This window comes from Methanoplanus endosymbiosus, assembly GCF_024662215.1.
Lineage (GTDB): Archaea > Halobacteriota > Methanomicrobia > Methanomicrobiales > Methanomicrobiaceae > Methanoplanus > Methanoplanus endosymbiosus.
In genome coordinates, this window is record NZ_CP096115.1 from 351,898 (window position 1) to 372,900 (window position 21,003).

The window sequence follows — 21,003 nt, forward strand, 5'->3', positions numbered from 1 at the left end:
TTATTCTATCCGGGTACTCCCGTATTGATACCATGCTGGTTTAGAACAATTTATCCGGATAATTTATTGATGATAATCTGTATTATCTGACAGATTAATATCACTTTTTGTACCTGAAGGTGCACTATATTATATTTTACTTTGTCAAAACTATAATACAGATGCAGTATATTGAGCCTCTGGTTATCTCATCGGTTGTTGTAATAATAACCCTTCTATATGCGTCATACAGAGATATTCTTGAGCGGCGGGTGGCCTTTAAGACATGGTACCCTATGCTGGCTGTCGGAATTCCAATGACATTGTGGGCTTACCTGATCTTTTTTGGCATTCAGACACGCTTTGCCACGGGTATGATCATCATGACTGTGATCTTCTCTTTAATGTTTTACTTCATGTCAGCATATCTTCATCTTTTTGGAGGTGCAGATGCCTGGGCAATGATCTTTATATCCATATTAATTCCATTCTATCCCCTACAGCCATTATGGGGAGTTCCGCCATACCAGTTTTTCCCATTCAGTGTTTTTGTAAATGCAGTTATTCTGAATCTTGCAGTGCCGGTGGCACTGCTGTTTTATAATATTCTAAAGGGCAATATAGCACCTCTCAAATACATGATGATAGGTTATCCGGTAAAAGGAGACTCCCTTACTGACCATTATGGATTTATTATGGAAGAATTTGAAGAGGACGGTGATGAGATCAAAAGACGTTTTGTGACATATGGCGGCTCACTAAAACGGATGGTTAAAGGGAAGAGAAGGATGTACACCGTAGATATAAGAAAAAATCCTGAGGATTATTCTGAAGAAATCAGACTGTATAAAAAAGCAGGATCTGTCTGGATCTCCTATGCAGTTCCTTTTATCATCCCAATCACTGCCGGATTTATTACAGCGCTGATATTTGGAGATATTCTCATTACATTGATCAATATTCTTTTAGGCATTTAAAAATTGATAAAATAAATCACAAGTCATTTTCTGAGAGAGTAATTCAGAATCATACAATAATATTATTTACAGGTGTTTAAATGGAAATTAAGTACAATGACAATGGCCTTGTTCCTGTTATCGTTCAGGACTATAATACAAAGGCTATACTGATGCTTGCGTATGCCAACAAAGAAGCGATCTCCCTGACCAGAGAAACAGGATTTGCCCATTATTATTCAAGAAGCCGGAGAAAGATGTGGAAGAAAGGCGAGGAGAGTGGGCATACACAGGAGATCGTCAGGATTCTTAAAGACTGCGACTGCGACACTTTAATATACCAGGTTCACCAAAAAGGGGCACCGTGTCATACCGGATACGATTCATGCTTCTACAGAACGATTGAAGGGGAGGTTATCGGCAAAAAAATGTTTGATCCTGATAAGGTCTATTCCGGTTCAAAAAAAGACTGATCTTAATTCCGGATAATTATAATTTATATCTTTTTCTGTTAGTATGACTCTATTAAATTAATTATGTATTAATTACATGAGTTTATACGGTGGTTTTTTAATGAAACTTGTACCAGATACCAGCGTCGTCATAGACGGACGCATCACTTCGATGATTAAAGAATCGAGTGAATATAAAGGGGCCACAATAATTGTTCCAGAGGCCGTAATAGCAGAATTGGAGGCACAGGCAAACCAGGGGCGTGAAATAGGTTTCAGCGGTCTTACCGAGCTTCAGGAATTATCAAAACTTGCAGAAGAGGAAATAATTGTTCTTAAATATGAAGGTGTAAGACCAAGCCTTGATCAGGTTAAACTTGCAAGCGGCGGAGAAATTGATGCTCTAATAAGGAAAGTTGCTCTTGATAATGAAGATGCAAAATTTATAACCAGCGATATTGTCCAGTCAGAAGTCGGAAAGGCAAAAGGTCTGGATGTACTCTATCTCAAACCACAGTCAGGTGAATTTTCACCACTATCAATAGACAAATATTTTGATGAAAATACACTTGCAGTCTTTTTAAAAGAGAGGGCAAAACCTGTGGCAAAGAAGGGATCATTAAAAGAGAGCACTCTTGAAATTCTAAGTGAAGATCCTGTATCCGAATATGAACTCAGAAGAATTTCACTTGAGATTCTTGAAAGAGCAAAGAGGGACCCTGACGGTTTTATTGAGCTTGAAAAGAGAGGAATTACCATTGTTCAGATTGGTTCAATGAGAATTTCAATTGCGAGAAAACCTTTCTCAGACGGAATGGAAATAAACGCCGTAAGGCCTATTGTTGACCGGAAACTTTCTGACTACACTCACTCTGATATTATAGCCAAAAGGCTTCTTGAAGGGCGGCAGGGAATGCTGATTGTGGGAATGCCAGGCACCGGAAAGACAACCCTTGCACAGAGTGTTGCTATATTTTTATCAGATAAAGAATACTCTGTCAAGACGATGGAAGCGCCAAGGGATATTCAGGTTCCGGATGAGATTACACAGTACACTGCGCTTGACGGAAGTATGGAGAATACCGGAGAGGTGATGCTTCTGATAAGGCCGGATTATGTAATCTTTGATGAACTCAGAAAGAGCGATGACTTCAGTGTCTTTGCTGATATGCGCCTTGCGGGTATTAACATGGTTGGCGTTTTACATGCAGATGATGTTGAAGATGCACTTCAGAGAGTAATAAGCAGAACAGGATTTGGAGTAATTCCACAGATAATTGACACAATTGTCTATGTCAGTGAAGGAGATGTCTCCGGAATATATGATCTTAAATTTGAGATCAAAGTTCCGGATGCGATTCCTGATGATGAAGAGGATTTCATGTCAAGGCCTGTAATTTCTGTCAGGAATATTATCAGTAAAAAGACTGTATCCGAGATATTCCTTTATGAGGGAGAGACTATCTTCTTTTCAGGAGAAAGTGAATCTGAATCATTATCATCAGGAAAAGAATCTGAAGCACCGGAAACTGAAGCACCTCCGGAGGAGGACATCTCCGTTAAGCTTGTGGAGCGTGAAATCCAAAGAGAGATAGGAAGATTCACTGAGGGCGTTGTGGATGTCAGAATGCAGAATGACAGCAAGGCAGTAGTATATATTGACGACCGTGATGTGCCGGCAGCAATAGGCAAAGGCGGAAAGAATGTAGCTGCCATTGTAAACAAACTCAGCATTGGCATAGACATAAAACCAAAGAGTGAACTGCCTTCAAAGGAAATAAGTGAAGAAAAGGAGAAGCCCGCAGTTTCGCTTCCAAAAACTCCAGACAAAAACGGAAAGGGCAATGGTCTTGATATTCGTTTTGATAAGAAATATCTGATCATTCATACTCCGGAGAACAACGGAAAAATAGTTGATGTCTTTGGCGGAAGAGAATATCTCTTTACTGCTACTGTAAATGAAGACGGTGATATTCATATGTCAAAGAATAACAGCATAGCACAGGAAATGATAAGAAGATATAATGAAGGGGAAGAGATCAGGCTGAGACCTGTATAAAATTATTTTTTTGGAGTGAGCGTAAGTGAGCAGGTTTGAAACAGAAGTTTACGAAGATAATTACAGAGAGTCCTGGTCGCATATATTTGAGGCTGATCCGGGCGAGGCAGACAAATTCTATCTAAATGTCGCATATCCCTACCCCAGCGGAGCAATGCATGTCGGGCACGGAAGGACATATATTGTGCCTGATGTCATTGCACGTTTTTGGAGAATGAAAGGAAAGCACGTCCTTTTTCCTATGGCATTCCATGTCACAGGAACGCCTGTTATAGGAATTTCCAGGAGGATTGCAAATGGGGATGAGAAGACAATAAAGCTGTACAGTGAACTTTACAGAGTTCCTGCTGATATTTTGGATAGATTCACTGATCCTGATGAGATTGTAAGATATTTCAGCAATGAATATGAGCGCGTAATGAGGTCATGCGGTCTTTCAATCGACTGGAGGAGGCGTTTTACCACAGTCTATCCTCAGTACAGCAAATTCATTGAATGGCAGTATCTGCACCTTATGGAACAGAACCGTGTCATCAGGGGTGCACATCCGGTAAAATACTGTCCGCAGTGCGACAATCCTGTAGGCGACCATGATCTTTTAGAAGGAGAAAAAGCAGAGATTGTCAAATATGTCCTTGTAATGTTTAAATGGGGCGAATATACAATTCCCTGCGCCACACTCAGGCCCGAAACAACATATGGTGTAACAAACCTCTGGATTAATCCGGATGTTATATACAAAAAAGTTACTGTTGATGGGCAGAAATGGATTTTGTCCCCTGAAGCGGCAGATAAAATCCATCTTCAGGATCATGAGCTTACAATAGAGGGAGAGATTTCCGGCAGTGAGCTGATAGATGAGAAAGTTTCCCATCCGTTTTCAGGAGAAGTGCCCATTCTTCCGGCAACCTTTGTGGACCCTGATATGGCCACCGGAATCGTGATGAGTGTCCCTGCCCATGCGCCTTTTGACTATATTGCACTTCGTGATCTTCAGAGCAGTGGTAAATATACGGACATTGCACCGGTTGCTCTCATCAGTGTGAGCGGTTATGGCGAATTCCCTGCAAAGGACGCTGTTGAAAAATCCGGAATTAAAGATCAGAATGACCCCGGCATGGAAACCTTAACACAGGAAGTGTACAGTGCTGAGTTCGCATCCGGAAGAATGCTCCCACAGTATGGCGGCCAGCCTGTCAGGGTGGCGCGCGATGAATTTTCTGCAATCATGCTTGAGCAGCATGGCTCAATGGCAATGTATGACTTTGATGTCAGGGATATCATGTGCCGCTGCGGAGGCAGGGTTTATGTCAGAATTCTGAAAGATCAGTGGTTCCTGAAGTACAGTGATCCTGAATGGAAAGAGGAAGTTCATGAGCAGATAGGAAAAATAAATCTTGTACCTGCTGAAGTCCGTGCAGAATTTGACAGGACTGTTGACTGGCTTAAAGACTGGGCATGTACCAGGAAAGTCGGTCTCGGAACAAAACTTCCGTGGGACAAGAACTGGCTTGTTGAGCCGCTCTCTGACTCCACAATCTATATGGCATTTTATACAATTGCCCATAAGCTTGTAAATCTGGATGCAGAGAAACTGACTCCTGAGGTATTTGATTATATATTCCTCGGAAAGGGCAGTCCGGCAGATCTTCCTCTTGAGGAGGAGACTGTATCTGATCTCAGGTCCGAATTCTTATACTGGTACCCGTATGATTTCAGATTCTCGGCAAAGGATTTAATCTCAAATCATCTGACATTCCAGTTATTCCACCACAAAGCACTCTTCCCCGAAGAACTTCAGCCAAAAGGAATGGTTGTCTTTGGCATGGGCCTGTTAGAGGGTGCAAAGATGTCTTCATCCAAAGGAAATGTAATACTTCTTGAGGATGCAGTACAGGAAGTCGGTGCCGATACTGTCAGAATGTTCCTTGTTGGCAGTGCAGAACCCTGGCAGGACTTTGACTGGAGAAAAGAGCTTGTATCTTCAACAAGGAAACAGATCGAGCGTTTCTGGAATACGATACATGAAGGCATTGATTCAAAAGAAAGCTATCCGGTGGACAGGTGGCTCATCTCAAGAACGCAGGAGAGAATTAAAAATACTAACTTCTGCATGGAATCATTCCAGACAAGGCAGGCACTTCAGGAGGCATATTTCGGAATTGAGTCTGATCTCAAATGGTACCGCCGCCGCCTGCCTGAGAATGTCAGATCGTCATCTGCAATTTCAGAGATAAGTTCTGCATGGATAAGACTTCTTGCACCGTTCATTCCGTTTACTGCACAGAAACTCTGGGAGATTACCGGAAATGAGGGTGAGATTGCCTTTGCAAAATGGCCTGTGGCTGAAGAAGCAAAGACGGACATCTCACTTGAACTGTCAGAAGAGCTTCTTGCAAGGACAGTTGAAGATGTTGAATCTATCCTGAAGCTCATCCAGATTGACGCTGAGAAGATTATTCTCATTATTGCACCGGACTGGAAGCGTGATGTCTTTGAGATGATTGCAAAATCGGAGAACAAAAAGAAGGTAATCTCTGAGATCATGAAAGATGAGGGTATGAGGAAGCGCGGCAAGGATGCAACTGATGCTGCAAAGCAGATTACAAATCTTATACACAGGCTTCCGCCATGGCTTACATTAAGAATTGCTGAAAACAGTATGGATGAATACTCTGTATTTGAGTCAGCTGCTGAATTTTTGAGGCATGAATTTAATCTGCCTGTTGAGGTTGTCCGCGCTGATGACTATCCGGGCAAAAAATCCGGCCAGGCATTGCCATTTAAACCGGCAATTGTAATTGAATAATTAAAATTATCCTTTTTTTAAACGATCAGAATAAGCAGACGGTTGGTTTAGACACCAAATTTCCGTTGAAAAAAACAGAGTTTATTTTTAATCAGGTTTAATTACCTGCTTTTCTTTGCTGCATCTGCTGCTTTCTTTTTCCTCTCTTTTGTATTGTAACCGGTTACAAATTCCAGATATTTATTGTATTTTCTTGAAGTTTCAAGGACTATTTTGTCTGCTTCTTCTTCAGGAAGATTGTCATACAGAGTTATATCAGATTCAGTATCAACAACAATGGTTTTTTCATTTTCTCCGAGTTTTACAGACAGCTTCCTGAATGCACCGCTGCTTATGGTAAGAACACCATCATTATCTTCAGGTTTTATACCAAATGATTCCTCCAGACCATCATACATCCTTTCCTTTAAGCCTTCTTTAAATCCTCTTTTAATTTGATATTCCTGCATACCTAACTATCTGTCGTTAAAGTTAATCAGATTTTTTGAATGTCATTTGTTGTGGAGAAACTGTTTTGTGAACATTATATTTTGCCGGAATGAAATTCAGATAAATAATATCACCGATACGACTATAATCAAAGTCAGTATAAGATATTAATTGAGTAATCAGATAATGAGGTGTTTTTATTGGAAGATATTACTATTATATCAAAACCACCATCCGACCGTGGAATTAAAGGTATAGTCGGTTTTCCGGGGAGTGGACTGGTGGGCAGTATCTCTGTTCAGTATCTTGTGGATAATGCAGGATTCAACTATATTGGCAGCATTACAAGTAAGTATTTCCCGCCAATTACTATGATGATCGAAGGTGTCATCAATGCACCCGTAAGAATTTATGAAAAAGATAATATTGTCGCTTTTGTTGCCGATATTCCGATCCATCCTTCGATATGCTATGAAATTTCATATAAGATTATTGAATGGCTTATGGAATATGACCTAAAGGAGATTGTTGTAATTGCCGGGCTTATCACTAATATGCCTGAAAAGAGGGTATTTGGTGTCGGCACTGAAACAGAAGTACTTGATATTATCAAAGACAAAGCAGAAATTCTGCCTATGGGCAGTATTTCCGGCATTCCGGGAAGTATTCTGACAGAGTGTAAAATCAGAAATATTCCGGCTGTCGGACTTTTGGGTGAGACTGTCAATACTCCGGACCCCAGATCTTCAGTCTCGGTTTTGAGTGTAATAAATGATCTCTATGGTTTTGATGTTGATGTCAATCCCCTTATGGAGCAGGCTGAGGAGATTGAGGCATCCATGCAGAAGATGGCAGAACAGGTGCGCGATACAGAGGATTCAGGGGCGCCAAAGAAAGAGCATCTTCCGATGTACGGGTGATTTAAATGATTATTTCAGCATTAACGGGAATTTCTCCAAATATAATTACTGAGCTAAAGAAGGGTAAACCAAGAACTCTTGAGTTATACAGCGCTCATAATATCATTACGCTGACTGACATTCTCCCCGGAGATCATATATTTATGACCGATGTTGATCTTGATGATGTCTGCACAGGTGACAGGGGAATAATTGCAGAGGTTCAGTCAATCAATATTACTATGAAGAGAATGACTGAATGGATTAATCCTTTATTCTGTGAGGAAAAAGAGAGAATGTCTGCCCGTATAAAGCTCAAATATATAGATGTGGCTCTTGCAAAGAGAGTTGAGGGCCGAGAATGGGCAAAACCAACATCTGTCTGCCTGTATGAATCTTCGGTTTACCATGCCGGATAAATCCATTCATTTTTTCAAAGTAAAAAAAGAGCATTTATATGGTACAAATACCAATCTAATAGAGCAGAAGATGACTGCATGGATCTGTGGCTTAGCCAGGATATAGCGCCGGGCTTCTAACCCGGATGTCGGGGGTTCGAATCCCTCCAGGTCCGCTCGTTTTTCTAATTTTATCGGGGTTATTATTACAGTCTGCTGACTATAAAGTACAATTTGTTTTAAACCAATAATTCGACTTTTTCTGAGATAGGATAATATTTTTGCTGAATTTTGGAAAAAAGTGTTTTTTGTTTTTTAATCTGTTGGTGCTGAATTATAATACCTTTGTTCCGGCCTCCACATCCCTTAAGGATGTCAGAAGTGATGCGTCATCCCCTGCCGCAAGTATCATGCCGTTTGATTCCACGCCAAAGAGTTTTGCCGGTTTAAGATTAGTCACTACAACCACGCTTTTGCCAATCAGTTCTTCCGGCGTGTAAAACTGTGCAATTCCGGATACTACCTGCCTTTTTTCATCGCCGAGATCAACCTGTATCTTAAGAAGTTTCTTTGATCCTTCAATCTGTTCAGCTTCGTAAATTTTTGCGACTTTAAGTTCAACTTTTGCAAATTCGTCAATTGTTATCATATTATCTTCCTTATTCTGTCTGTTTTCCTTTCTTACTGCTTCTTCGATTCTGACATTCAGTATCTTCTCACATTCCTCCACCTTCCCGTCCTCAATTTTTTCAAAGAGAATGGCAGGTTTTGGAAGTTTTTCAGTTTCAAAACCGGTTACTGCCTCAGATAGGTTCTGATCCTTAAGCAGAGTTGTAAATCCTAACATCTCCCAGGCCTTCTGCGCTTTCTCCGGGATTAAAGAATCAAAGAGTATTACAAGACCTTTTGCAATCTGAAGGCAGTTTCTGATAACTTTTTCAGCCTCCTTTGGGTCATCCTTTATCAGTTTCCAGGGGGCGTTATTCTGGATGTATATATTGCCATATGAAGCCAGAGACATTACTGAATCCACTGCGGACTTGAATTCATAACTGCGTATTGCAGCTTCAGTTTCCGTTATGGCTTCTTCAATTCTCCTGGTTATTTCTTCATCAGGGTTGTAATCCGGAACTCCGCCAAGTTTTTTTGAGGCGAAGTGCAGGGTTCTGTAGAGGAAATTTCCAAAAGTATCGACAAGCTCATTGTTTACACGCGCCTGGTATTCCTTCCATGAGAAGTTCAGTTCTTTTGTATGGCTTGTGTAGGAGAGTATGTAATATCTCAGATAGTCAGGAGAGAGGCCAAGGTCAAGATAATCATCATTTGTCCAGACGACATATCCGCGGCTTTTGGAAAATGTCTTATCATCTATCTTCACCATCCCGCTTGCCACTACAGCATCCGGCTTTGAATATCCGGCACCTTCCAGAAGAGCCGGCCAGAATACGCAGTGGTGGTATATAATGTCCTGACCGATGAAATGAGTGACCGGTGCATCTCCCTTCCAGAATTGCTCCCAGTTGCCGCCGGTCTTCTCTGCCCACTCCTCTGTAAAGGCCATGTAGCCTATAGGTGCATCAACCCATACATAAACCACAAGATCATCATGTCCGGGGAATTTTACACCCCATTTCAGAGTTCTGGTGATACACCAGTCATGAAGACCTTCTTTGATCCAGCCAGAGGCATAGTTTCTGGCATTCGATGTGCCTTTGAGATTTGGAAGATAATCTTCAAACATATCATTGAAATCTGATAATTTAAAGAAAAAGTGCTCCTGATCGCGCAGTTCAGCTCTGCCTCCGCAGATTTTGCATACCGGATCTTTGATCTCACCAGGTTCAAGGTGTTTCCCGCAACCCTGATCGCACTCATCGCCACGTGCTCTTTCACCGCAGAATGGACAGATTCCTTCCACATATCTGTCCGGCAGGAACATATCACATTCCGGGCAGTAGCTCTGGCTTATTATCTTTTTATAGATATGATCATTTTTGATGAGCTTCTCAACGACTTCTTTGGTTCTTGCATGATTTGCCGGATCATCTGTCATGCCAAATCTGTCAAAACCGATGAGCATTTTTTTAAAGGTCTCATCAAAATGCCTGTGATATCTCTCAGACATTTCACGCGGGGTTATCCCCTCTGCCTCGGCACTGATTACTATCGGAGTTCCGTGGTTGTCTGAACCGCAGACAAAGACAACTTCATCCCCGCAGTGGCGCAGAAACCTGACATAAAAATCAGCAGGCACATATGTGCGCAAATGTCCTATGTGGCATGGGCCGTTTGTGTACGGCAGTCCGCATGTCACAAGAACCGGTGTATCACTCATGCCTATTTTTTTAGCTTTTGATGTTATAAATACATAAATATCAGATGAAAAAAAAAGTAGCCCTGAAAACAGAATCCTTTGGTGCAGAGGATATTAAAAATCCGGATATAAAAGAACTCTCAGCGTGGATCTCAGGCCAGCGCAGAGTATCCTGTGACCTGATAACATATAAGACTGAAACTCTCCTTAAATCACAGAAAAATATTGACAGACCATGCACAGGTGGAGTATTTTACAGAAAAAGAATTGAAGAGTCTATTGACGGTCTTAAAGGTGGATTTTTAAAGTCAGAACCTGATCTGTCAAAGGAAGACCTGATCTATGATGCCAGGAGGGTTGCAAAGATCAGAAAAAGGGCGCGTGTCGCACTACCATCACCCCTCTCCCTTGGCATTGAGGATGTTTATTACGGAGATCATGAGGAGTTTGTATCATCATTATGCGAAATATATTCAAAGCTGATGAGAGAGCAGAGGGATGCCGGGGTTTTGAGCCATATTATCATAGCTGACAGGTTCAGCCCGGTTGAACTTGAAGAATTATCAAAGTCAAAAACGTCCTTTTTTTCACCTTTAGCCAATGCTTCCGTATTGTCTTTGATACTGGATTACAGGCAGGATATTGCTATTTATCCAAATAAAATTCCGGTGATAAAAGAGATAATGAACAGATATGAAGTAAATTCGCTGACTGTGATTGATGGTGAGAAAAGTCATTTTAAGGAATTAATGAATTATTTTGACCCTGAAAATGTCATATCCGGAGGTTTTGAAAAGCCCGGAAATCCGGATTACTGGAAAAAAATATCGGAATTTTCCGAATTAGAACTATAATTTATTATTACTTTGGGAAATAAGTGACTTAACTTTCTGCAATTATTTTTTCAGATTTTTGTGAAAGAATTTTAAAATATCTGCTCTTTTTTAATAGTTTAAAGACCATTTTATCTGTAAATTTAAAATCAAAATTCCCCCCGGCAGCAGGTGGGTGCCCGCCTCCGTTAAACTCCTTTGCTATCAGGTGACTTACAGGCGGTTCTGATCTTATTGAAAATCTTCCGTTTTCAGAGACTATTACTTCTATATCTGTCCCCATCCTGTCCCTGATTGCATGGGCAGTTTCACTTGGGTATCCATACAGAGGAGCAAAGGCAATTTTGTATTTACCACTGTATATCTTCGTTTTTTTGATGCTCTTCTCAATTGCTTCGTTTCTTTCCTTCTCAATATGTGAATATATCCGTTCGATCTCTTCATCGATCATTATGCCTTCTGTAAGGCGGTCACGCACATAATTCAGGTTTTTCCTTTTGGAGCAGACCTCTCCAAGAATTTTTGACCTTGGATCATTATGCTTCCAGAGGTCATAATCACAGACAACCTTTGCAATCTCTGATGAGGATTTGTCTCCAGGCATCAGGTCCTTTGCAACAATTCCTGTTGCGCATACCGATGTGTCCACCTGAAGGTATTCAACAAGATCTTCTGTCTCCTTAATTTCCTCATCTGTCCACCTGTGATGATCACGCCATTCAATCTTCCACCCTTTTGAGACGGCTTTTCTGACATATCTGTCAATTCCTTTCTGATAGCCAAGATCTGAAATGCTGAGTATGTCCCCTTTTCCTTCGGTTTCTGAGATGTTTTTTAAATTACTGATAAAACCTCCGACTGACGACCAGACGGTGAATATATCTCCTCCGTATTTTCTTCTGTGGATTGCATCACATCCGGCAGCATCCAGATCGTTGTGGGTCAGGTGAACAATACCCGATCTTCTCTGCCTCACTGCACTGATAAATTTCTCTTTCTTATCTTTTTTTTCTTATTATTGCCCATCTGATACTCCTGACTATTATTCTACCATGTACCTGATAAAATCAGGGTTTTCCTGGTAATATTTATGTTTTCTTCTCCGGGATATTATCTCCGGCAACTGATGATCCGGGGGTTTACACTGTTATTTATTTTGAAATAATGGAGTATATTGTTATGCGTGCTTATCTGTTTGCTGCGGCCCGGTCTGAAAAGCTGATGCAGCATTCCGCGTTCAGGCATGATTAGGGGGTTTTTTGAACAAAATAATGATCACCTCCGGAGATCATATTTTACAATTCCGGTTTAAAATCAAATCATTTATTAGTCCGGACATCCCATTCTATTTGCTCACATGAGTAAGTAAGCCTCAATAGCTCAGCCTGGGAGAGCGCCAGACTGAAGATCTGGTTGTCCCCGGTTCAAATCCGGGTTGAGGCATCCCGGCAACATGGTTCAAAGCCCTGTTGTTTAAACACACACTTTTCGTAAATTTTTCTGTTAATCTTTTTTATCTATTAATAATTTTCAGTTCTCACTCATCAGATTATTGTTATCAAAATCCCGGAAGACAAAATTATTCATTAAATAGATCAAAAACTGCTCTGATGAAAAACCCTTTTCATGTTATGCTGATTCCGACATTAGGATGTCCGGCAAACTGCGAATACTGCTGGAGTTCTGAGGTGGGTTCTCCGGTTATGCCCATTGAGACAGTTAAGGAGATTGTTGAATGGCTTAAGGACTTCAGAAAAGATGACCGGGTGACTATTACATTTCATGGAGGTGAACCTCTGCTTGCAGGCGAGGAATTTTACAGGCAGGCACTCCCTCTGCTTTCCGAAGGTCTAAGCCACCTCAGTCCTGAATTTGCAATACAGAGCAATCTCTGGCTTATGACAACCGAAATGGCAAAGATCTTTGCAGAATACAGTGTACCTGTAGGCTCAAGCATAGACGGACCTGAGGAGATCAATGATGTTCAGAGGGGAAAGGGATATTACAGAAAAACCCTCGAGGGATATAAAATTGCAGTTGAAAACGGACTTAATGTCAGATTCATCTGCACCTTTACAAATCAGTCCACAAAGAGAAAGGAAGAGATCTTTGAATTCTTCTATGAAAACGGCCTTGTGCTGAAACTTCACCCGGCACTTCCCTCGTTAAGAGGCAGTGATCCTGATAAATGGGCGCTGCCACCTGAGGAGTACGGCGAACTGTTAGTATATCTTCTGGACATGGCACTTGAACATCTGGATGATATGGAGATTATGAACATCAATGATCTCTGCCGGGGTGTCTTTACAAGAAGGGGTAATGTATGTACATTTGCCGACTGCATGGGGACAACCTTTGCAATCGGGCCTGACGGTGCAATTTATCCCTGTTATCGTTTTGTAGGCATGCCTGAGTATGTCATGGGCAATGTATATGATCATCCGACAGTAGAAGATCTCTCTGAATCTCCAGCCTGGAAACTGATGTATGAGTTTAAGGATTATGTTGATTCTGCATGCAGTGAATGCAGACATATAAGGTACTGCCGTGGCGGCTGTCCATATAATGCAATAGTTCCCTGCGGCGGAAAGGTTGCCGGAGTTGATCCACATTGTCCGGCATATAAGAGAATATATGATGAGATAACTGACCGTATGGATGACGAAATGTTCAATTCACCACCTCCCGGAATGTCTCCTTTTGGCGCGATGAACGGCGAAAAAACAGCCCCCGGAGTGATGTCACTTATCAGAAAAATTGTCATGAATCAGTAGGAGTTCCAGCAGGAATTCCGGCTGATAATCCGGATTTTTCCGATAAAAACGTCAGTTGGTCAGTAATTCCGGAATATAATTCCCTCTCTTTTCAGTCCGGATTTATAAATTCCGGTGAGATGATTAAAATTCCGGTGACAAATAAAGCAGGGAAATTTACGAAGTGTTTCTGGGCATTACTGGGATTTTTACAGTAAATGTACTGCCAATGTCCTTTTCTGAGGAGACAAGAATTTCTCCGCCATGGAGTTTGATATATTTTTTGGCAATCGAGAGATCCAGACCGATTCTTCCGTATTCACGGCTTAATGAGCTGAGATTGTCTATATAAAACGGCTCAAATATGAGTGCCAGTGATTCATCGGCGATTCCTTTTCCATTGTCAGTAATTTCAATGTAACTATAACTTTCATCCTTTCTGAAACCTATCTCAACAATCCTTGGATCTTCATTGTATTTTACTGCGTTTGAAATGATTCCGTTTAATACCTGGTATATTCTGTCTCTGTCAGCACATATTACTGCATCTGTATTTATTTTGTTGACAATGTCCGCATTGTCAGAATAATGACCAATATTAATAATTTTTTCAGTCATTTCATGCAGTTTAATTTCAGAGATCAGAAGGTTAACGGGGTAATTTTCACATATGCCCATCTCAAGTATTCTCTCAACTATTACGCACTCCCTCTCAACACTGCTGAGACATTTTCTGAGCATATCAGCACTGTACTCGTTTAGGCCTGAATCTTCAGGGTCATCCAGCAGAAGATTCAGATATCCGACAATAGGCTGAAGAGGTGTGCGCAGTTCATGTGCGGCATTGTTTACAAAAAAATTCCATCTGTGCATTTCGGGATTTATTCCGGAGTTACCAGTCTCCTTAAATGTCTCACCATGACTGTTCCGGATGAATTCAACAGTGCCGATAACACCTATAATTTTGCCTGCTGAATCATTCAGAGGTCCTGATATAACAGAACAGGATTTTTTCAAGCCATCAGATGTGGTGATATAAGACTTAAATGAATTTGTATCCCCTGAACGGATAGTATTTTCAGTGTATTTTATACACTCCTCATCTGTGCAGTTACCAAGTATCTGTGACAGATATCTACCGGATAATGACTCTTCACTTATGTTATTTTCCTCTGCTTTTGACCAGTGGATCTTAAATATTTTTCCGGTTTTATCGAGCATGAAGAAAATATTATCAGATGAGTCAACAAACCGCCTGAATAGTTCCCTCTCTTCAACTGCATGTCTCTTCTCCCTCTCACTCTCTGTAATATCACAGAAGGTGCATTCAATACTGCCCTCTTCATTATCCTGCACTGATGTTATAAGGAATATTCTTTCTTCATTTCCAAAACATTTTACTATTATTTTTTCATTGATTCTGCCGGGTTTATCTATGATTTTATTTGCTCTTGAACTGTCAAGCCCCAGATTGCAGAGAAATACTGCAAGGTTTGTATTAATCAGCTCTTTATGTTTCTGACCGGAAATATTACAGATTTTTGGATTGGCATCAATAATATTCAGATCAGATGCTTCAACAATGAGTATCCCGTTCTTTGAATTGTTAAAATAACCAAAATATCTAAAATTAAAAAGGCCGGAAGTTTTAGCAATATATGTGGACGCAAGACCAACCCAGAAGAATAATGCGGTGTTAATTCCTGCAATGAAAGGGTCAATTATGAGGCCCTGATAATAAAAGTATGTTACAGCAAGTAAAAAACCTGTAATTATCAGAACTGATGCCAGTATTCCACGTTTTGGGTACCAGATTGTGATAAGAATTATTGGTATGTAGTACAACTGGGGTATGAGAAATATCACTGCTTCATATGTACCGGAAAAATTGAACTGGAAATATATTGTTGTTATCAGAACTGAGAATATAATCAGGCATGTTATAACCAAGAGTTTTACGATGTCCTTCTGTTCAATGGAACTAAATAGTCCGGACTTTGCCACTGTATTGGTAAAACTCATTTATATTATATCTTTAATTATCTCTTTTAAAGTTAATGTATGTATTCATTACTGCATATCCATAATGTCGATCAAAACATGATCTCCGTATAAAACCAATTTAGTTATACTGCACTAAAGACAAATACAGATTTGAAATGAGACCTTTTGTTTTTGTTAATCTTGCAATGAGTGCAGACGGTAAGCTTTCCACAACTGAAAGAAGGCAGGTAAAAATTTCCGGTAAGAGCGATTTTCTGCGTGTTGATGAAATTAAAGCCGGAAGTGACGCAATTATGGTTGGAATCGGGACTGTTACTGCCGATGATCCATCACTTACAGTAAAATCCGAGAAACTAAAGAAGGAGAGGACTGAGCGCGGGTGTGAGGAAAACCCAATCAGGATTGTTATTGACAGTGAAGGCAGAACTCCTGAAAATGCAGAAATCCTTCATAAAGGCCCTGGCAGAAGAATAATTGCAGTCTCTGAAAAGGCATCTGACAAGAATCTTGAACGTTTAAGTCCATATGCAGATATAATTGTAGCCGGTAAAGATAAGGTTGATCTCGCAGGAGTCATGGAAGCCCTCTCAGATATTGATGTGAAAAGAGTGATGGTTGAAGGTGGTGGTACTCTAATCTGGTCCCTATTTGAAGAGGATCTGATTGATGAATTTTACACCTGTATAGGCAATATTATAATCGGAGGAGATAGCGCCCCCACACCTGCGGACGGCACTGGTTTTATCAAGGAAGAAAATTTCACCAGGCTTGAATTAATTGATATGGAGAAGGCCGATGAAGGTGTTCTTCTCAGGTGGAGAGTTAAAAGGTAATATTTCCGGAATAAAACCCGTTTTTTTAAATCCGGAATTATAGCGACATGATAATGACAATGACTGTGTCATCACTATCTCAGGTTTTTGCTCTGCCTGACATACCTCCATGACTAAAGTCACGGGCTTTCTGCATGCCTATTATAAAAAGGAGTCACTCACTTATTGTCTGTTCTCTCCCTGTATTTCAGCAGTTCATCATATATCCTGTAATTTTTTCCGTTTACGTAATAAGCCTCCACTAATATTCTGTCATCGCCCTTTGTTCCCTCTTCAATGATGAGTTCTGAATTTACATCTCCGCTGATCTGTTTTTCAATGATTTCACCATTGGAAAGATATGCCGTAACCTTCAGGTAATCGACCATATACTGCCCGGCACCACCATTTGAAGTTACTGTTATCTCCCCGGTTATTGGATCTTTAACTGCCCCTGCATGAACCTGGAGATTGTCAGGAACAGTTTCTACTGGCAGTGGATTAAGAGAGAAACCTTCAGGAACTCCTGAAGATGATGCCACAGTTGCAGCAGAATTTGTCCCCGTTCCGTCCGGACTGATCTGTGAAGAATCCGAGCATCCGGCGGAGAGAAGAAATACTATAATCAGCAGTAACGCCGGAAAAATATACTTTATGCTCATGATTTAAAATAGCTCATATCATATTTTAAACTTATCTGCTCTTGGCACAGTCGGATTTTTCAGATATATGTCTGAAACAGACAATACCAGCTTAAATCAGATGAAAAACTAATTTGTGTTTTAAAATGATCAGCCACCACTGATTTTTCAGACAGTGTCCTGTTTTCTCCTGTTTTTCCGGTAGTTTTTTTGTGAGATAATTCAATGATAAATGATGAAAGTAGCTGACTGGGAGATAAAACTCGGAGTTATTCTTATATGTATTACTCTGACAGTATATTCCTTAAAATTCATAATACTGCAAAATCCCGGAGATACAGTCAATTATATCTTTAATTCTCTTGGTTTTCTGCCGATGAATGTTCTTCTGGTAACAGTTGTGCTGAATAAACTTCTTTCAATAAGGTCAAAGAAGGATAAACTGGACAAACTGAATATGGTCATAGGCACGTTCTTCTCTGAAGTCGGAAGCGGCCTGATGTCAGAACTGTCATCCAGAGATCCGGCAATTGATGAGATAAGAAAAGAGCTTGTAATAAAGAGTGATTTTTCAGAGGCTGATTTTGAGAGAGTCAGAAAGAATATTAAGTCTCACAGTTTTTCAGTAAATATTTCAGATATTGATATAGTTTCGCTTGAGAACTATCTGAGAGGAAAAAGGGATTTTATGATGAGACTCCTTGAAAATCCTGTTCTTCTTGAACATGAAGATTTTACTGAGCTTTTAAGGGCAGTATTTCATCTTGAAGAGGAGCTGCAGTGCCGTGATGACTTAACATCTCTGATATGCACAGATTCAGACCACCTTACCGGAGATATAAACCGGGCATATGGAAAACTTGTATTTCAGTGGCTGGATTATATGTCTCACCTTCAGGAACGCTATCCATATCTCTTCTCCCTGATGATCAGGACAAATCCGTTTGACCTGAATGCCTCTCCGGTTGTGAAATAAATATTTTTTTTGCATAAATTATTTATGCATACCCAAACCATTTCCAGACTGGAGATTTAGGTAAATGGGTCTGGATTTTTCAGTTATTATCGGCGGTAAAGCCGGTGAGGGAATCAGCAGTGCAGGGCTGACAATTGCCAGGATATTCTCACGGCTTGGTTACTATGTTTATATGGATTTTGATCATCCTTCACTTATCAAAGGCGGCCATAACTTCTCTGTAATCAGGGCATCTGAAGAAAAGACTGGTTCGCTAAGAGAGGGAATTGATATTCTGATTGCACTTGATAAAAATACCGTTAATATTCATAAAAAACGGCTCAAACCGGAATCAACATTAATTTTTGATTCCGACAGTGTAAAAAAAGTTTCAGGGACACCAGTTCCGGCAAAGCAGATCGTTATAGATTCAGGCGGAATTCCGGTTATGATAAACTCATGCCTGCTGGGTGCATTTTGCAGAACCATCGGGCTTGAACGCGGATTCACCCGTTCAGTTATCAGAGATGAAATGCCCGTAAAAACTGAAAAAAATCTTGAGATTGCCATGAAAGGATATGATTATGTCTCAGAATTATGTAATATTCCTGACATCTCTGAAGCAGCCGGACGGAAAAAAATATTATCCGGAAATGAAGCAGTTGCACTTGGGCTTGTTTATGCCGGACTTGATGCCTATATTTCTTATCCTATGTCTCCGGCTTCCGGAATCCTGCACTTTCTCGCCGGAAATTCAGATAGTTTCGGGATAAAGGTTATACATCCCGAAGGGGAGATCGCTGCCGTTTTAATGGCAGAAGGCTTTGCATGCGCCGGCAGGAAGGCTGCAACCGGAACGTCGGGAGGTGGGTTCTGTCTGATGACAGAGGGGCTTAGCTATGCCGGAATTGCAGAAATTCCTCTGGTTATAGTTCTGGCACAGAGGCAGTCGCCAGGTACGGGAGCGCCGACATATAATGCACAGAGCGATCTTTTATTTGCATCATATGCAGGACATGGTGAATTTCCCAGGTTTATTGCTGCGCCTGCGAATTCCATGCAGGCATTCTCATGGTCTGTAATTGCAATGGATATCGCCTGGGATTTCCAGATCCCCTCAATAATCCTTATGGACAGAACTGTATGTGAAGGCATTTACACATTTGAATGCGATCTCTCTTCAGCCGGCGAAATTTCAGAAAACAGGAATATATCTGAATCTTCTGTTATTCATTCAGTGCCAAAAGGTGAGAAATATGAGAGATATGCAGACTCAGAAGACGGAGTCTCCCCATTTGCGCCATTAGGAACAAAAAATGCCGTAGTCAAGATCAATGGCAAAACTCATTTCCGGTCCGGAATTTCAACAGGTGATCCTGAAATGCTTCAGTGGCTTGCCGACAAGAGAGAGAAGAAGGAAAATTCCTTAAAATCTGCACTTGATAAAATAAAATGTGTTCATGCAGGAGGTACATCTGATTCAGAGACTGCACTGATCTGCTGGGGTTCTTTATCAATGCTCTGTGAGGAGGTTGCAGAAAAGTTTTCCTTAAAACTCATACAGCCGGTTGTTATGGTTCCGTTCCCTGAAAAAGAGATGAAAAAGGAACTTTCCGGAATTAAGAGAATAATTATTGCGGAGGACAATTCAACCGGACAGCTATCCCTGATTCTGAAAGGGATGGGTATTCATGCAGATAAACAGATTCTAAGTTACAAAGGCAGGCAGATGACTGTTGAGGAACTGAGTTCAAAGATATCAGAGGTGCTGTAAATGACCGGAGAACAGCACCATAATACTCCGGAGGTGATGTAAATGGTAAAAAACCTGATTACAAGTGAACAGAATACCTGGTGCATGGGCTGCGGGAATTTCTCGGTTGAACACAGCTTAAAAGAAGTATTTGCAGGCATGAGGGACGATAGTAAGAGCCTCGATGAGGTTGTTTTAGTTGCCGGAATCGGATGCCATGGTAAAATTGCCGATTATCTCAATGTAAATTCAGTTTATTCCCTTCATGGACGGGCAATTCCCTTCGCAACCGGAATTAAGCTTGCTGATAATAATCTTAAGGTCATATGCTGCGTTGGTGACGGGGATGCCTATGCAGAAGGACTTGAACACCTCATATTTGCCGCAAAAAGAAATATTGATATTACGGTTATTGTTCATGACAACCGGGTGTACGGCCTGACAACGGGGCAGTACACACCTACATCCCCATATCATTTTAAGGGGAGATCCACACCGGGCGGTTCTCCTGAAAGGCCGGTAAATCCCCTGAGTTTAATGCTTGTAAGCGGAGCCACATATATTGCCCGGAGTTATTCCGGAAGAAAAGAGCACCTCGCCGGAATTATCAGGGCCGGTATTGAGCATAAAGGATTTTCATATATTGAAGTACTCCAGATCTGTGCAAGTTATTGTGATATGACTGATTCTTATGAGGAGAAGACAGAGATCCGCAATAATGAAAACCTTACATCTTATTCCGGTGCGGAAGAGATAATAAATATCTGGAATTATGATAACGGTAAAGAGATTCCACTGGGAGAATTTTACCAGGTGAATAAATCTGCATATGAAGATGAATTCTCTCCGGTCTCTGATGTTAATTCCGGAAAAACTTCTGTAACAGAGTTTCTGGACGGAATCTGAGGATTATAGTGTGAATATAACTGTGATTTATCCACAGAATCAGGTAATTAT

17 protein-coding genes and 2 tRNA genes are annotated in these 21,003 nt (G+C 40.8%); 14 read left to right on the forward strand and 5 right to left on the reverse strand.

What is annotated here, in order from left to right; genetic code table 11:
* Window positions 1–161 precede the first annotated feature (161 nt).
* From L6E24_RS01300 to leuS, 4 genes are all read left to right on the forward strand, one after another.
* Window positions 162–956, forward strand: a complete 795-nt coding sequence (locus L6E24_RS01300) for an A24 family peptidase C-terminal domain-containing protein (RefSeq protein ID WP_257742935.1) — start codon at window positions 162–164, stop codon at window positions 954–956.
* Window positions 957–1,036: 80 nt separating this feature from the next.
* Entirely contained in the window at window positions 1,037–1,408 is a 372-nt protein-coding gene (hisI, locus tag L6E24_RS01305) for a phosphoribosyl-AMP cyclohydrolase (protein ID WP_257742936.1), read from the forward strand.
* A 100-nt stretch (window positions 1,409–1,508) separates the two neighbouring features.
* A complete protein-coding gene (locus tag L6E24_RS01310) occupies window positions 1,509–3,446 on the forward strand; it encodes a PINc/VapC family ATPase (protein ID WP_257742937.1) in 1,938 nt (645 codons plus the stop codon).
* A 25-nt stretch (window positions 3,447–3,471) separates the two neighbouring features.
* Entirely contained in the window at window positions 3,472–6,255 is a 2,784-nt protein-coding gene (gene leuS, locus L6E24_RS01315) for a leucine--tRNA ligase (protein ID WP_257742938.1), read from the forward strand.
* 101 nt (window positions 6,256–6,356) lie between these two features.
* Here leuS and L6E24_RS01320 read toward each other — a convergent pair whose 3' ends face one another.
* Window positions 6,357–6,704 carry a DUF5611 family protein gene (locus L6E24_RS01320; RefSeq protein WP_257742939.1) on the reverse strand — a complete coding sequence of 116 codons (348 nt, stop codon included), beginning with the start codon at window positions 6,702–6,704 and terminating at the stop codon, window positions 6,357–6,359.
* Between the two features lie 180 nt (window positions 6,705–6,884).
* Between L6E24_RS01320 and L6E24_RS01325 the strand changes: the two genes are divergently transcribed.
* The 3 genes from L6E24_RS01325 (at window position 6,885) to L6E24_RS01335 (ending at window position 8,157) form a co-directional block, all read left to right on the forward strand.
* Window positions 6,885–7,604, forward strand: coding sequence for a proteasome assembly chaperone family protein (locus tag L6E24_RS01325; protein ID WP_257742940.1), 720 nt, complete (start codon window positions 6,885–6,887; stop codon window positions 7,602–7,604).
* 5 nt (window positions 7,605–7,609) lie between these two features.
* The gene (locus tag L6E24_RS01330; protein WP_257742941.1) at window positions 7,610–8,002 is read left to right on the forward strand and encodes a DUF473 domain-containing protein; all 393 of its coding nucleotides are present in this window, start codon (window positions 7,610–7,612) and stop codon (window positions 8,000–8,002) included.
* 80 nt (window positions 8,003–8,082) lie between these two features.
* A tRNA-Arg gene (locus tag L6E24_RS01335) sits at window positions 8,083–8,157 on the forward strand.
* 158 nt (window positions 8,158–8,315) lie between these two features.
* Here the strand turns inward: L6E24_RS01335 and metG are convergent.
* Window positions 8,316–10,316: a methionine--tRNA ligase gene (metG, locus tag L6E24_RS01340; RefSeq protein ID WP_257742942.1), complete on the reverse strand. Its 2,001-nt coding sequence runs from the start codon at window positions 10,314–10,316 to the stop codon at window positions 8,316–8,318.
* 44 nt (window positions 10,317–10,360) lie between these two features.
* Here metG and L6E24_RS01345 point away from each other — a divergent pair, with 44 nt between their 5' ends.
* On the forward strand, window positions 10,361–11,149 hold the full coding sequence (locus tag L6E24_RS01345) for a hypothetical protein (protein WP_257742943.1): 789 nt from the start codon (window positions 10,361–10,363) through the stop codon (window positions 11,147–11,149).
* Window positions 11,150–11,177: 28 nt separating this feature from the next.
* On the opposite strand, the gene L6E24_RS01350 is transcribed toward L6E24_RS01345, so the two are convergent.
* Complete coding sequence (locus L6E24_RS01350; RefSeq protein ID WP_257742944.1) at window positions 11,178–12,104, reverse strand: DHH family phosphoesterase; 927 nt, start codon at window positions 12,102–12,104, stop codon at window positions 11,178–11,180.
* A 393-nt stretch (window positions 12,105–12,497) separates the two neighbouring features.
* Between L6E24_RS01350 and L6E24_RS01355 the strand changes: the two genes are divergently transcribed.
* Together L6E24_RS01355 and L6E24_RS01360 are read left to right on the forward strand one after the other, a co-directional pair.
* Window positions 12,498–12,571: transfer RNA gene (locus L6E24_RS01355), tRNA-Phe, on the forward strand.
* Window positions 12,572–12,738: 167 nt separating this feature from the next.
* A complete protein-coding gene (locus L6E24_RS01360) occupies window positions 12,739–13,902 on the forward strand; it encodes a TIGR04083 family peptide-modifying radical SAM enzyme (RefSeq protein ID WP_257742945.1) in 1,164 nt (387 codons plus the stop codon).
* Between the two features lie 156 nt (window positions 13,903–14,058).
* Here L6E24_RS01360 and L6E24_RS01365 read toward each other — a convergent pair whose 3' ends face one another.
* A complete protein-coding gene (locus L6E24_RS01365; protein ID WP_257742946.1) occupies window positions 14,059–15,903 on the reverse strand; it encodes an ATP-binding protein in 1,845 nt (614 codons plus the stop codon).
* 137 nt (window positions 15,904–16,040) lie between these two features.
* Here L6E24_RS01365 and L6E24_RS01370 point away from each other — a divergent pair, with 137 nt between their 5' ends.
* The gene (locus tag L6E24_RS01370) at window positions 16,041–16,718 is read left to right on the forward strand and encodes a 2,5-diamino-6-(ribosylamino)-4(3H)-pyrimidinone 5'-phosphate reductase (protein WP_257742947.1); all 678 of its coding nucleotides are present in this window, start codon (window positions 16,041–16,043) and stop codon (window positions 16,716–16,718) included.
* Between the two features lie 158 nt (window positions 16,719–16,876).
* Here the strand turns inward: L6E24_RS01370 and L6E24_RS01375 are convergent, their stop codons facing one another.
* A complete protein-coding gene (locus tag L6E24_RS01375) occupies window positions 16,877–17,359 on the reverse strand; it encodes a hypothetical protein (protein ID WP_257742948.1) in 483 nt (160 codons plus the stop codon).
* A 211-nt stretch (window positions 17,360–17,570) separates the two neighbouring features.
* Between L6E24_RS01375 and L6E24_RS01380 the strand changes: the two genes are divergently transcribed.
* The 3 genes from L6E24_RS01380 (at window position 17,571) to L6E24_RS01390 (ending at window position 20,952) form a co-directional block, all read left to right on the forward strand.
* Window positions 17,571–18,314, forward strand: a complete 744-nt coding sequence (locus tag L6E24_RS01380) for an MJ1433 family protein (RefSeq protein ID WP_257742949.1) — start codon at window positions 17,571–17,573, stop codon at window positions 18,312–18,314.
* A 64-nt stretch (window positions 18,315–18,378) separates the two neighbouring features.
* Window positions 18,379–20,067: a 2-oxoacid:acceptor oxidoreductase subunit alpha gene (locus tag L6E24_RS01385; RefSeq protein WP_257742950.1), complete on the forward strand. Its 1,689-nt coding sequence runs from the start codon at window positions 18,379–18,381 to the stop codon at window positions 20,065–20,067.
* 42 nt (window positions 20,068–20,109) lie between these two features.
* Window positions 20,110–20,952: a thiamine pyrophosphate-dependent enzyme gene (locus L6E24_RS01390; RefSeq protein ID WP_257742951.1), complete on the forward strand. Its 843-nt coding sequence runs from the start codon at window positions 20,110–20,112 to the stop codon at window positions 20,950–20,952.
* The last annotated feature ends 51 nt before the right edge of the window (window positions 20,953–21,003 follow it).

Bases quoted from the DNA above. Each gene is read 5' to 3' on its own strand.
- L6E24_RS01345 (WP_257742943.1), top strand. From the start codon at position 10,361: ATGAAAAAAAAAGTAGCCCTGAAAACAGAATCCTTTGGTGCAGAGGAT.
- L6E24_RS01385 (WP_257742950.1), top strand. From the start codon at position 18,379: ATGGGTCTGGATTTTTCAGTTATTATCGGCGGTAAAGCCGGTGAGGGA.
- L6E24_RS01390 (WP_257742951.1), top strand. From the start codon at position 20,110: ATGGTAAAAAACCTGATTACAAGTGAACAGAATACCTGGTGCATGGGC.
- L6E24_RS01330 (WP_257742941.1), top strand. From the start codon at position 7,610: ATGATTATTTCAGCATTAACGGGAATTTCTCCAAATATAATTACTGAG.
- hisI (WP_257742936.1), top strand. From the start codon at position 1,037: ATGGAAATTAAGTACAATGACAATGGCCTTGTTCCTGTTATCGTTCAG.
- L6E24_RS01310 (WP_257742937.1), top strand. From the start codon at position 1,509: ATGAAACTTGTACCAGATACCAGCGTCGTCATAGACGGACGCATCACT.
- L6E24_RS01365 (WP_257742946.1), bottom strand. From the start codon at position 15,903: ATGAGTTTTACCAATACAGTGGCAAAGTCCGGACTATTTAGTTCCATT.
- L6E24_RS01370 (WP_257742947.1), top strand. From the start codon at position 16,041: ATGAGACCTTTTGTTTTTGTTAATCTTGCAATGAGTGCAGACGGTAAG.
- L6E24_RS01300 (WP_257742935.1), top strand. From the start codon at position 162: ATGCAGTATATTGAGCCTCTGGTTATCTCATCGGTTGTTGTAATAATA.
- L6E24_RS01380 (WP_257742949.1), top strand. From the start codon at position 17,571: ATGATGAAAGTAGCTGACTGGGAGATAAAACTCGGAGTTATTCTTATA.
- L6E24_RS01320 (WP_257742939.1), bottom strand. From the start codon at position 6,704: ATGCAGGAATATCAAATTAAAAGAGGATTTAAAGAAGGCTTAAAGGAA.
- metG (WP_257742942.1), bottom strand. From the start codon at position 10,316: ATGAGTGATACACCGGTTCTTGTGACATGCGGACTGCCGTACACAAAC.
- L6E24_RS01375 (WP_257742948.1), bottom strand. From the start codon at position 17,359: ATGAGCATAAAGTATATTTTTCCGGCGTTACTGCTGATTATAGTATTT.
- L6E24_RS01360 (WP_257742945.1), top strand. From the start codon at position 12,739: ATGAAAAACCCTTTTCATGTTATGCTGATTCCGACATTAGGATGTCCG.